We start from the raw sequence: 12,045 nt of genomic DNA, 5'->3' as shown, positions 1-12,045 counted from the left end.
GCTTTCGGGCAGAGTGTGTAGAAAGCTTGACGTTAACGTAAGTCACGACGCTGCGTCACGAGGTGACGTTGACGTCAGGTAGCGGCGGAGAGCGGGCAGGGGGGCTGTCTGCCCCCCCTCGGCGCTGCCGCGCCTCACCCCACGAGGATACTTATGGATCAAAGATGCGCGATTCGCCGCATCAGGGGCGAGATCGGCGCGGCATTGCCGGGGCCCGGGGAAGGTGCCACATAAGAGGCATGTTCCAGCGCGTTGATCTGCCTTTGTGGCTTCTGATCCTGATCCTGCTCTTTGCGGCAGTGGCGTTCCTGTCGCATTTCCTGTTCCCCTCGGTGCGCTGGTTCCTGCGGCGGCGGATGGAGCGGGCGGTCGAGGAACTGAACAAGCGGCTCGAACGGCCGATCCGGCCATTCAACCTGACGCGGCGCCACGATCAGGTGATCCGCTTGGCCTATGATCCGCAGGTCATGCAGGCGGTGTCGGATTATGCGCGCGATCAGGGGATTCCATTGTCGGTCGCGCATGAAAAGGCGCGTCTCTACGCGCGCGAGATCGTGCCGGGCTTTTCCACCGCGACCTATTTCGGCTTCGCGATCCGCGTCGCCCGGGGGCTGAGCCGGTTGTTCTATAAGGTGCATCTCAATCGCGGCACGGTGCGCACGCTGCGCGATATCCATCCCGATTCGGCGGTGATCTTCGTGATGAACCACCGCTCGAACATGGATTACGTGCTGGTGACATGGCTGGCCGCGCGGCGCTCGACCTTGTCTTATGCGGTGGGCGAGTGGGCGCGGGTCTGGCCGCTGAAGGGGCTGATCCGGGGGATGGGGGCCTATTTCATCCGGCGCCGCTATTCGACCGATCTGTATCGCGCGGTGCTGGCGCGCTATGTGCAGATGTCGGTGCAGGAGGGCGTCACGCAGGCCATGTTCCCCGAAGGCGGGCTGAGCCTGACCGGTACGGTGGGCAGCGCCCGGCGCGGTCTGCTGACCTATATCGTGCGCGATTTCGATCCCAGCAAGGAAAAGGACGTGGTCTTTGTGCCGGTGGCGCTGAATTACGACCGGGTGCTCGAAGACGCGGTGCTGGTCAAGGCGGGCGAGACCGGCGACCGGCGGTTCCGGCTGCGGATCTTCGAGGCGCTGGGCTGGCTGATCTGGATCCTGTGGCAAAAGCTGCTGCGCCGGACCTCGACCTATGGCCATGCGGCGGTGTCGTTCGGCGAGCCGTTGTCGCTGCGGGGGTATCTGCACGACCATCCGGAGAGCGGCACCGATACGCTGGCCGACGAGCTGATGGGGCGGATCCGGGGCGCGGTGCCGCTGCTGCCGGTGCCGCTGGCCGCCGCGGCGCTGGTGCGGCTGGGCATGCCCGGCGGCGGGGCGGTGTCGCGCGGCGATCTGGCCGCGCAGATGCGGGTTCTGGTGGACGAGGCCGCCGCGCTCGGGGCGCAGATGCATCTGATCGACGGAGAGATCGAGCCCAGCGTCGATTTCGCGGTCGAAGCGATGGCGCGTCACGGGCTGATCCGGCGTGACGATATGACGATCCACCTGCAAAGCGGAGAGGAGGCGACGCTGGCCTATTACGCGGCCTCGGTCCTGCAGCGGCTGGAAGAACCCATGCCCGCGGGGCTGTCTGAGCAGGGCGCGGGCGGCGCGACTCTGCGCGCGACACGGGTGATCCCGGAAGTCGCTGAGACATAAAATTACAAACAAGACGTTTGTGGGGTTGCATTGTTGCGCAACCGATTCTATCCATGCTGCAACTGCCGCATGGATTCTGCATCGCGGCGGGCCCAAGTCAGGAGAGAACCATGGCCCTCGATGTGAACGCCGGAATCGCCAAATACGACGCGCCCGAGAAGGATCTCTACGAGATCGGAGAGATGCCGCCTCTGGGTTACGTGCCGAAGAAGATGTACGCGTGGAATATCCGTCGCGAGCGTCACGGCGAACCCGACAAGTCGTTTCAGGTCGAGGTCGTCGATACCTGGGAGATCGACAGCCACGAGGTGCTGGTTCTGGTGATGGCGGCAGGCGTCAATTACAACGGCGTCTGGGCCGGTCTGGGCAAGCCGATCAGCCCCTTCGACGTCCACAAGCAGGATTACCACATCGCCGGATCCGATGCCTCGGGCATCGTGTGGAAGGTGGGATCGGCCGTCAAAAGCTGGAAGGTGGGCGACGAGGTCGTGATCCACTGCAATCAGGATGACGGCGACGACGAGGAATGCAACGGCGGCGACCCGATGTTCTCGCCCAGCCAGCGGATCTGGGGTTACGAGACCGGCGACGGGTCCTTCGCGCAATTCACCCGGGTGCAGGCCCAGCAGCTGATGCCGCGCCCCAAGCACCTGACATGGGAAGAAAGCGCCTGCTACACGCTGACGCTGGCTACGGCCTACCGGATGCTGTTCGGACACCATCCGCATGAGCTGAAGCCGGGCCAGAACGTGCTGGTCTGGGGCGCGTCGGGCGGTCTGGGATCTTACGCGATCCAGCTGGCCAACACGGCGGGGGCGAATGCGATCGGCGTCATCTCGGACGAATCGAAGCGCCAGTTCGTGATGGATCAGGGCGCCAAGGGCGTGATCAACCGCAAGGATTTCAACTGCTGGGGCCAGCTGCCCATCGTCAACAGCCCCGAATACAACGAGTGGCTCAAGGAAGCGCGCAAGTTCGGCAAGGCGATCTGGGAGATCACCGGCAAGGGCGTTTCCGTGGACATGGTCTTCGAGCATCCCGGCGAGGCGACCTTCCCGGTCTCGACGCTGGTGGTGAAGAAGGGCGGTATCGTGGTGATCTGCGCGGGCACCTCGGGCTTCAACTGCACCTTCGACGTGCGCTACATGTGGATGCACCAGAAGCGCCTGCAGGGCAGCCATTTCGCCAACCTGAAGCAGGCGGCCTCGGCCAACCGGCTGATGTGCGAACGGCGTCTCGATCCCTGCATGTCCGAGGTCTTCCCGTGGGACGAGATCCCTGCCGCGCATATGAAGATGCTCAAGAACGAGCATAAGCCGGGCAACATGGCCGTGCTGGTTCAGGCGCCGCGCACCGGGCTTCGGACGTTCGAGGATACGCTGGAAGCCGGCAAGCGCTGAGCCTGCGGCCAAGAGAATGAAGAAGGGGGCCGCCCATCGGGGCGGCCCCTTTGCGTTCGGGCAATCTGGCCTATTCGGGCGGGGCGTCGGCCCGGTACCGGTTCGCGGCGATGATCTTCTGCATCAGCGTGGTGAATTGTTGTTGCTCGTCCTCGGTCAGGCAGGCGAGGGAGTCCGCGTTCTCATCCATCGCCGCCGCTGTCGCGGGGCCGCGCAAGGCGCGGGCGCGCTCGGTCAGCCAGACCCGCTGCACCCGGCCGTCGCTTGCGTCTTTCTTGCGGATGATGAGGCCGTCACGCTCCATCCGGGCAAGGGTGTTGGCCATGGTGGCCTGCTCGATATCCAGCTTTGCCACCAGTTGCTTCTGGGTCATGCCATCGGTTTCCCACAATTCCAGCAAAGCCGGAAACGTGCCGGTGGTCAGGCCCAAGGGCTTGATGCGCGCCGTCAGGCCGCGCGCGAAGATGCGGGCGACGTGGTTGGCGAGATAGCCCTGCGAGTGATCCTTGGTGAACTCCATGCGTCTCATTAGCACTTGCATAGCAAGCTATACAACAATACATAGCTAGCTATACAAATGATGGCGCATAAGGAAAAAACCGATGACCAAGATCCTTCATCCCATAGCGGGCGCGATCGCCATGCTCACGATCCTGAGCTTCTGGCTCGCAACCGTATTGTCGGAACTCTTCGCGGGCACGGCGACCATCGTGACAGTCAAATCGCTGATTCCGTGGGGCTTTCTTCTGCTTGTGCCTGCGCTGATGGCGGTCGGCGGGTCCGGTTTCCGGCTCGGCCGAAAAATGCGCGGCCCGTTGATCGCGGCCAAGACGAAACGGATGCCGTTCATCGCCGCCAACGGTATCCTGATCCTGATCCCCTCAGCGCTTTACTTGTCGTTCAAGGCGCAGGCAGGGGCCTTTGATACCGGGTTCTACGTCGTTCAGGCCATCGAACTCTGCGCGGGCGCGGTTAACCTGACTCTGCTGGGCCTGAACATGCGCGACGGGCTGCGGTTGACGGCCAACCGGCGCCGCAAGCCGGTGTGATCGGCGACGGGCCGCGCGCGATCAACGGTCCATTACAGGTCATGCCGTCTGCGACATGGTGACCGAGAGTTCCCTGTCTTGTGCGTTCAGGCAATCAATGCAGCCCGATAGGCGCATTCAAGGTCGTCCGATGTCCTGCGTTCGCCCCCGTCTCCTCCGACCCAACGATGCGACCCAAGCAAACCCGAAGGGATAGGAGCGCGGTCTCTGTGCTCCGCCGGGAGTGATCCGCACCGAGACCTTTTTTCGTTGCCCCCTGCTCTGGGGGCAGGGGGCGCGAAAGATTTGTTAACTCTGGAGCGGCAGGTTTGAGCGATAGCGAAAAGGAGTTCCGCGGTGCCTCATGCCTGGCTGATCAAGACGCTCGAAGACCTGTGCCGTTACGCCCGGATGAACCAGCTGACCGAGTTGAGCTTTCACCTTGAACAGGCCGTGTTGCTGGCCCGGCTCGAGGTCGAAAACACGGCGACGGCAGGGGAGGAAATCCCGCATTCCTGAGCTATCACGAGCGGTCCGCGAGCGCAGAACGTCATGCACCACAGCGCCTTTTTCGACGGTTTCCGCGATTCGGGGCGCGGAATTCTGCGCGGTGAATGAACCGGCGCTCTGCGCCGTCCGACACAGGGTGGCTCATATGGTGGGCTTTATTTTTTGTCAAGGACGACTTTTCATGACCCGTTTTCTGACCATCGCCGTCACGGCCCTCGGTATCGCCGCTTCGGCTACGGCGCCGGCCCGCGCCGCCCCGATCTCGTCGCTCGAGGAATGCTACACCGCCGTCATCAACTGGTGCGTTTCGACCTTTCCAGACCACGCCGATGAATGCGGCAGCGCGTCGGGGCTCGACGATTGCGACGACGAGTTCGGCAATACCACCGCCGCGCCCGGCCTGACCCTGCGCGCGCCGTCGCGCCATGGCCCCGCGATCTCGCCGCGTACGTTCCAGCGCCTGATGGCCGGTGCGCCCCGCGCAGCCACCCCGTCGCGCGTCCTGCGCTGATCCACCCCCACCGCGCAGCGACCCCGCCGGCCCCTTCGGGCGGGCGGGGTTTTCGTTGTGTCGTGCGGAAACCGTCTGGCCCGATATTTACTTCGCAGCGATTGTCCCGTCAAAAAGCGCCATGGATTATGCTGTCGTCATCCCCCTCGTTGCCGGGTTCTTTACCGGGCTGTCGCTGATCGCCGCGATCGGGGCACAGAATGCTTTCGTGTTGCGGCAGGGCCTGCGGCGCGAGCATGTCGGCGTCGTCGTGCTGATCTGCGCGGGCTCGGACGCGCTGCTGATAGCTGCGGGCGTTCTGGGATTCAGCGCGATGGCCGAGCGGCTGCCATGGCTGGAATCCGTGATGCTGTGGGGCGGGGTGGCGTTTCTGACCGTCTATGGAGCGCTGAGGTTCCGCGCGGCGCTGAAGGGAGGCGAGGCTCTGGCCGCCGCCGCGTTCGAGCCGGTGCCGCTGCGCCGCGTGGTGCTGACCTGTCTGGCGCTCACATGGCTCAACCCGCATGTCTATCTTGATACGCTGGCGCTTCTGGGCGCAATCTCGGCGCAATATGCGCCGGCCGAGACGCTGTTCGGTCTGGGTGCTGTGCTGGGCTCGGTGCTGTTCTTCTCTGCGCTGGGCTACGGCGCGCGGCTGCTGGCGCCGGTTCTGGCCAGACCCGGCGCTTGGGTTGTCGTCGAGGCGCTGATCGGCGTGATCATGTGGCTGATCGCGGCATCTCTGGTCATGCAGGCGATCGGCTGAGGGCATCACAACGCACGAGGGGACCATGGCACACAGCTATACCAGCCGCATCCGCTGGACCGGCAATACGGGGGAAGGCACCGCGCATTACCGCGCCTATACCCGCGACTGGGCCGTCGCCGTGCCCGGCAAGCCCGAGATCCCCTGTTCCAACGATCCGGCGCTTGGCGGCAATCCGGGGCTGATGAACCCCGAAGACATGCTGCTTTCCGCGCTGGCAGGCTGCCATATGCTGTGGTTTCTGCATCTGGCCTCGGATGCGGGGATCGTCGTCACCGCGTATCAGGACGATCCCGTAGGCTTTGCCGAGGGGCGCCCCGGTGGCGCGCAGCGTTTCGCCCGCGTAGTGTTGCGGCCCAAGATCAGCGTGAAGCCGGGCGCCGATCTGGCCCGGGCCGGAGCCATCCATCGCCAGATTCACGAGGTCTGTTTCATCGCCCGCTCGGTGAATTTCCCAGTCGAGATCGAGCCGGTTTTCGAGGTTGAGGGTTAAGGCCGCGCCGGGGCCGCCTCGGGGGCCACCGCGCCGGGCCTATTCCGCTGCGTCCTGATCGGTGCGTTCCGGCAAGTGCTCAAGCCGCTCGGCGACCATCGCCTGTAGGCGCCACAGGTGCCGGTCGTGGATGCCGGCTTCGGCCAGATGCTCGCAGGTATTGAGCAGGTACTCCGCCATTGTGCCGCGCGTGCCGACCGAACTGGCCAGAATATCGGCCAGCTCGTCGATACCGCATTCCGGGCTGTAGCCCCAATAGGACGGATGCGCGGTAAAGGCGATGGCGCGGACCACACCCCCTGGCGTTTTGCAGCGCACCCATGACGGCGGGCTGGGCGGCTCAAGCCTGAGCAGGGCTTCCAGATCGGCGGCCTCGTTGCCCGGCGTCATGCGCTGCACGATCCCGTGGCACGAGCCGCCGCGATCCATCGACATCATCCGACCGGGATGCGAGGGCGACCCCCTGTTGCGCCGCGACGGTCCCAGACAGAACGAGCGATGCCAGCCATGAACGCGTGCGTGCCGCCGCTCGGCCACCGGCATGCGCGGGTTCCAGATCAGGCTGCCCGAGGCGAAGACCCAGATCCCGCTCGGATCGGCCTCGGCCAGCAGTTTCGCCGTCATCTCGGAATAATAGCTGTCGGGGATCGGGTCGCCCATCACCGGCCCTTCCTCGTCCACGCGGGCGGGCAGGCGATCGACCAGCGCGCGGGTCAGGCGCAGCGGCGCGATCCGGGTGCTCTGGCCGGCAGGCTGCAGCATCGGGGCAGGGGGCGCGGGGGACATGGGCGGCTTCCTTTCGGTATCAGGCTAGGCGAGGGCGCGGTCGGGCGGAAGCCTTCATGTGTCACGCTTCGGGCGCGTGCAGCGACTTGCGGGCCAGCGACAGGAAGATCCCGCGCTCGTCTTCCGACAATTCCGACAGGATCGCGTCCTGCACGCCGCGCACCACCGGCAGCATCGCAGCGAAGACGCGTTCGCCCTCGTCGGTCAGCCGGACTTCGCGCGCGCGACGGTCTCGGCGGCTGACTTCGCGCGCGACCAGCCCCTTCGAGACCAGCCTGTCGATCACCCCGCCGATCGTCGCGCGGTCATAGGCGATGAGCGCCGCCACGCCCGCCTGATCGATGCCCGGATGCGCGCGGATCGCGTCCATCGCCGCGAACTGGACCGAGGTCAGGTCGAACCCGGCTTCCTTCGCCTGCTGCGCAAAGACCTGCGTCGACAGCTGATGCAGCCGCCGAATCAGGTGGCCGGCCATGCCATAGGCTTCCATCATCCCGGATTCCCGCCTGTTTCCCCTTTGCAGAACAGTAGCTTCCGACAAATAGAATGTACACTTACTTTTTTGTTGACGAAAAATGATAAGTACAGATATCAATTGCCCACGGCGCCGGGTTGGCGCGATTTTCGGCGCGACATGGGAGAGAGCGATGCAATACCACCTGAACGGTTTCCACCCCGGTGATCCCGACATCTTCCCGCCCGCTGCGCGGGTGCATGACCGCTCGAACGGGCTGCCCGAGAAGGTCGATGTCCTGATCGCGGGCTGTGGCCCCGCCGGTCTGTGCCTTGCCGCGCAGCTGGCGATGGAGCCGTCAATCCACACTATGATCGTCGAGCCGAAGATGGGACCGATGGAAAAGGGGCAGGCCGACGGGATCTCGGTCCGCTCGATGGAGATGTTTCAGGCCTTCGGTTTCGCCGACAAGATCAAGCGCGAATCGGTCTGGATCAACGAAACCACCTTCTGGACGCCGGGCGAAGACGGCATCACCCCTGCCGCGCGCGTCGATGACGTGCCCGACGGGGTGTCCGAGATGCCGCATGTGCTGATCAATCAGGCGCGCGTCCATGACATGTATCTCGACATCATGAAGCGCTCGCCCACCCGGCTGGAACCCGATTACGGCCTGCGCGTGCTGGATCTGAGCGTCGATACCACGACCGACGACCACCCCGTGACCGTCACGCTTGAACATACCGCACCGGGGCGCGAGGGGCAGACCGAGACCCTGCGCGCGAATTACGTGGTGGGCTGCGATGGCGCACGCTCGAACGTGCGCCGCGCCATCGGCGGCGCGCTGCACGGTGATGCGGCGCACCATGCCTGGGGCGTGATCGACCTGCTGGCGGTTACCGATTTCCCCGACTGGCGCAAGAAAGCCTTCGTGCGCTCGGCCGAGGCCGGCACGCTGATGGTGCTGCCGCGCGAGGGCGGGCATCTGGTGCGGCTCTATGTCGAGCTGGATCGTCTGGGCGAAGACGAGCGCGCTTCGGATCGCGGCATGGACGACGCCGATATCGTCGCCAAGGCGCAATCGATCCTGAAGCCCTTCACGCTTGACGCGAAAGAGGTCGTCTGGTGGTCGATCTACGAAATCGGCCACCGGCTGACCGACAAGTTCGATGACGTGCCCGAAGATCAGATCGCTAAGCGTAATCCCCGCGTGATGCTGGCGGGCGATGCCTGCCACACCCACAGCCCCAAGGCAGGGCAGGGGATGAACGTGTCGATGGGCGACACGTTCAACATGGGCTGGAAACTGCGCTCGGTTCTGACCGGGCGGGCCGATCCCTCGCTTTTGCATACCTATACCGCCGAGAGGCGCGCGGCGGCCAAGGGGCTGGTCGATTTCGACCACGAATGGTCCCGCGTCGTCGGTGCCAAGACTCATGACGATGTCGATGGCGAATTGCCCGTTGTGGCGCAGACCTTCGTGCGCAACCTGCCCTTCACCTGCGGGCTGACCATCGAATACGAACCCTCCGCGCTGACCGGCGACACCGCGCATCAGGCGCTCGCGCCGGGCTTCGAGTTGGGCAAGCGGTTCCATTCCGCGCCGGTGATCCGCGTCGCCGATGCCAAGCCGATGGAACTGGGGCACGCGATCGAAGCGGGCACCGCGTGGCATCTGTTCGCTTTCGCGCCCGACGGCGACAGGGGTCAGCCCGGTGGCGCGGTGGCCGACCTGTGCGACTGGCTGCAGAACGATCCGGCCTCGCCCGTCGTGGTGCATACGGGCAAGCACGATGATCCCGACGCGGTGATCGACGTGCGGGCGGTCTTCCAGCCGGGTTTCCGCGATCTGGATTACGGGGCAATGCCCGCGTTGTTGCGCCCGCACAAGGGAAAGTACGGGCTGTGCGACTATGAAAAGGTGTTCAGCACCGATCTCAAAAGCGCTGACATCTTCGAGGCCCGCGGCATCGACCGGGCGCAGGGCTGCATCGTCGTGGTCCGGCCCGACCAATATGTCGCGCAGGTTCTGCCGCTTTCGGCGCGGGCAGAGCTGAGTTCGTTCTTCGCGGGCTTCCTGCTTCCTGCTGGCGAATAAGACGTGACCGGCGCTCGCGGGATTGACCCCGCGGGCGTGTTCGGGCCTTGTGGCAGCCTGCAGCGAAAGGCGTCCGCATGTCCCCGACCGATCCCTACCGCCATCATCCCGGCCTGCGTGACAAGATCCGGCCCGCCGAGGACTCGTATTTCCGCAATCTCGATATGGCGGAATTCGACCGCCGCGTTGCCGAGGCCGGGATGCCCGAGGACTGGCGCACGCCCGATGCGGTGCGCGAGGCACGGCGGCACGAGGTGCTTGAGGGTCGCTTTGACAGGGATCTGTGGGTCTTCGCCTTCGGCTCGCTGATGTGGGACCCGGCGATGGAATTCGCCGAGGTGCTGCGCGGGCGGACCGACGCCTATGAACGCCGCTTCTGTCTGGTCGATACCGGCGGACGCGGGTCGGCGGAACACCCGGCGCTGCAACTGGCCATCGACGACGTCACGGGCGCCGGGCGGGGCTGCGACGGGCTCGCCTTCCGTATCGAGGCGGACAAGATCGACCACGAGACCTTCGTTCTGTTTCGCCGCGAGATGATCAGCCACGCCTATCGTCCGGTCTGGCTGCAGCTCGACACGGTGATTGGCCGGATCGAGGCGCTCGCTTTCGCCGCCGATCATAGCAGCGACCGGATCGACACCACGATCCCGATTGCCGAACAGGCCCGCATGATCGCCAAGGCCGAGGGCATGTTGGGCAGCAATGCCGAATACCTGACCGAGACCCGCGAACGGCTGGCGCTGCTGGATCTCGATGATCCCTATATCACCGATCTCTGCACCCGCGTCGCCGCGCTTCGCGCAGCCGGGACGGCGCCCTGATCCCGGCGCCCGCGGCGCTTTCCCCTAGACGCGCGCGCTCGATTCGCCATGATGCCGCCGATTGCGGGAGGACAAGGGAGGGTCCGGTGAGCGAGACTGGCGCTCCTCACGATCCGCAGCTGACCGCGCTTCTGGCGCCGGTCCGCGTGCTGGTCGTGGATGACGAACCGGGGATGCGGAATTTCCTCGTCAAGACGCTGGCGCCCCATTGCGCCGCCGTCGACGAGGCCGCGAATTCCGACGAGGCCGAGGCCAAGCTGGCCGAGCAGCATTTCGATATCATGCTGCTCGACAACATGATGCCGGGACGCAAGGGGCTGGACTGGCTGGCGGGCCAGACCGTCACCGATGGCGTGACCGATGTGATCATGGTCACCGCCTATGCCGATCTGGAAACCGCGATTCAGGCGATGCGGGCCGGGGCGTCGGATTTCATCCTCAAACCGTTTCGCTCCAATCAGTTGCTCAACGCCGTGCGCCGCTGCCAGCAGACGGCGATGCTGCGGCGCGAGAACCGGCTGTTGCGGCGCGAGCTGGACCAGTCCGATCTGGGCCGTCGCCAGCGAAGCGCGCTGTTGGGCACGTCGCCCGATGTCTCGGCGATCCGCGAGACGCTCGAGCGGATCAAGGACGTCTCGACACCCCTTCTGATCACCGGTGCCTCGGGAAGCGGCAAAGAGGTGGCGGCGCGCCACCTGCACGCGATCTCGAAACGCGCGACCCGTCCCTTCGTGCCGGTGAATTGCGCGACCATTCCCGCCGACATGATCGAGATCGAGCTGTTCGGTCACGCCGCCGGGGCCTTTCCCGGCGCCAGCGCCGCGCGCGAGGGGCTTCTGACCTCGGCGCAGGGCGGTACGATCTTCATCGACGAGGTGGCCGAGCTTCCGGCGCCCGCGCAATCGGCGCTGCTGCGGGTGCTCGAAGACGGCATGGTGCGTCCGGTCGGTACCGCGCGCAGTCGGCAACTGGATGTGCGTTTCGTCCTCGCCACGTCGAAATCGCTCGAAGAGGAGGTCGCGCAGGGCCGTTTCCGCGCCGATCTGTTCTTCCGCATCGACGTGCTCGACATCCATATGCCGCCGCTTGCCAATCGGGGCACCGACGTGATCGAGCTGGCCGAGATGTTCCTGCGCGACCTGTCGCAGCGGCTGGGGCTTGCGCCGCTTGCCATCGACCCGGCCATCCGCGCGGCGATGCTGCGTCATGACTGGCCCGGCAATATCCGCGAGCTGCGCAACTTCATCGAGCGCTCGCTCATCTTCGGGCATTTCCCGCTGGAAACGCTGGGCAGCCAGCCCGGACGCGCGGCCCCCATCGAGCCGCTCGATCAGGTCGAGCGTCGCGAGATCCTACGCGCGCTCGACGCGGTCGGCGGAAACCGGACCGAGGCCGCGCGCAGGCTGGGCGTGTCGCGCAAGACCATCGACCGCAAATGCGCGGCCTGGGGGCTTTGAGCGGTGGCGCGGGGCTGGCCTGTCCTTCGCTCG

The 12,045-nt window shown here is 65.4% G+C and carries 13 protein-coding genes; 10 read left to right on the top strand and 3 right to left on the bottom strand.

Features of this window, described 5'->3' with window-relative positions:
- The first annotated feature begins 239 nt into the window (after positions 1 to 239).
- Complete coding sequence (locus tag JI664_RS12175; protein WP_207013984.1) at positions 240 to 1,706, top strand: 1-acyl-sn-glycerol-3-phosphate acyltransferase; 1,467 nt, start codon at positions 240 to 242, stop codon at positions 1,704 to 1,706.
- Positions 1,707 to 1,816: 110 nt separating this feature from the next.
- Positions 1,817 to 3,106, top strand: coding sequence for a crotonyl-CoA carboxylase/reductase (gene ccrA, locus JI664_RS12170; RefSeq protein WP_207013983.1), 1,290 nt, complete (start codon positions 1,817 to 1,819; stop codon positions 3,104 to 3,106).
- Between the two features lie 70 nt (positions 3,107 to 3,176).
- Here ccrA and JI664_RS12165 read toward each other — a convergent pair whose 3' ends face one another.
- The gene (locus JI664_RS12165; protein WP_207013982.1) at positions 3,177 to 3,635 is read right to left on the bottom strand and encodes a MarR family winged helix-turn-helix transcriptional regulator; all 459 of its coding nucleotides are present in this window, start codon (positions 3,633 to 3,635) and stop codon (positions 3,177 to 3,179) included.
- 73 nt (positions 3,636 to 3,708) lie between these two features.
- On the opposite strand from JI664_RS12165, the gene JI664_RS12160 reads away from it, so the two are divergent.
- From JI664_RS12160 to JI664_RS12140, 5 genes are all read left to right on the top strand, one after another.
- On the top strand, positions 3,709 to 4,155 hold the full coding sequence (locus JI664_RS12160) for a hypothetical protein (protein ID WP_207013981.1): 447 nt from the start codon (positions 3,709 to 3,711) through the stop codon (positions 4,153 to 4,155).
- Between the two features lie 336 nt (positions 4,156 to 4,491).
- On the top strand, positions 4,492 to 4,653 hold the full coding sequence (locus JI664_RS12155) for a hypothetical protein (RefSeq protein WP_207013980.1): 162 nt from the start codon (positions 4,492 to 4,494) through the stop codon (positions 4,651 to 4,653).
- Between the two features lie 172 nt (positions 4,654 to 4,825).
- Positions 4,826 to 5,155 (top strand): hypothetical protein, encoded by a 330-nt coding sequence (locus JI664_RS12150; RefSeq protein ID WP_207013979.1) that lies wholly within the window; start codon positions 4,826 to 4,828, stop codon positions 5,153 to 5,155.
- A 121-nt stretch (positions 5,156 to 5,276) separates the two neighbouring features.
- Positions 5,277 to 5,900: a LysE/ArgO family amino acid transporter gene (locus tag JI664_RS12145; RefSeq protein ID WP_207013978.1), complete on the top strand. Its 624-nt coding sequence runs from the start codon at positions 5,277 to 5,279 to the stop codon at positions 5,898 to 5,900.
- Between the two features lie 25 nt (positions 5,901 to 5,925).
- On the top strand, positions 5,926 to 6,393 hold the full coding sequence (locus JI664_RS12140; protein WP_207013977.1) for an OsmC family protein: 468 nt from the start codon (positions 5,926 to 5,928) through the stop codon (positions 6,391 to 6,393).
- A 39-nt stretch (positions 6,394 to 6,432) separates the two neighbouring features.
- On the opposite strand, the gene JI664_RS12135 is transcribed toward JI664_RS12140, so the two are convergent.
- Together JI664_RS12135 and JI664_RS12130 are read right to left on the bottom strand one after the other, a co-directional pair.
- Entirely contained in the window at positions 6,433 to 7,179 is a 747-nt protein-coding gene (locus tag JI664_RS12135) for a gamma-glutamylcyclotransferase (RefSeq protein WP_207013976.1), read from the bottom strand.
- Positions 7,180 to 7,240: 61 nt separating this feature from the next.
- Complete coding sequence (locus JI664_RS12130) at positions 7,241 to 7,672, bottom strand: MarR family winged helix-turn-helix transcriptional regulator (protein WP_349768720.1); 432 nt, start codon at positions 7,670 to 7,672, stop codon at positions 7,241 to 7,243.
- Between the two features lie 154 nt (positions 7,673 to 7,826).
- On the opposite strand from JI664_RS12130, the gene JI664_RS12125 reads away from it, so the two are divergent.
- The 3 genes from JI664_RS12125 (at position 7,827) to JI664_RS12115 (ending at position 12,012) form a co-directional block, all read left to right on the top strand.
- Entirely contained in the window at positions 7,827 to 9,731 is a 1,905-nt protein-coding gene (locus JI664_RS12125) for an FAD-dependent monooxygenase (RefSeq protein ID WP_207013975.1), read from the top strand.
- Between the two features lie 77 nt (positions 9,732 to 9,808).
- Positions 9,809 to 10,555 carry a gamma-glutamylcyclotransferase gene (locus tag JI664_RS12120; protein WP_207013974.1) on the top strand — a complete coding sequence of 249 codons (747 nt, stop codon included), beginning with the start codon at positions 9,809 to 9,811 and terminating at the stop codon, positions 10,553 to 10,555.
- Positions 10,556 to 10,641: 86 nt separating this feature from the next.
- A complete protein-coding gene (locus tag JI664_RS12115) occupies positions 10,642 to 12,012 on the top strand; it encodes a sigma-54-dependent transcriptional regulator (protein WP_349768719.1) in 1,371 nt (456 codons plus the stop codon).
- The last annotated feature ends 33 nt before the right edge of the window (positions 12,013 to 12,045 follow it).

It is taken from the genome of Rhodobacter sp. NTK016B (assembly GCF_017303295.1).
Lineage (GTDB): Bacteria > Pseudomonadota > Alphaproteobacteria > Rhodobacterales > Rhodobacteraceae > Pararhodobacter.
This window is presented reverse-complemented; position numbering and strand designations above follow the sequence as displayed.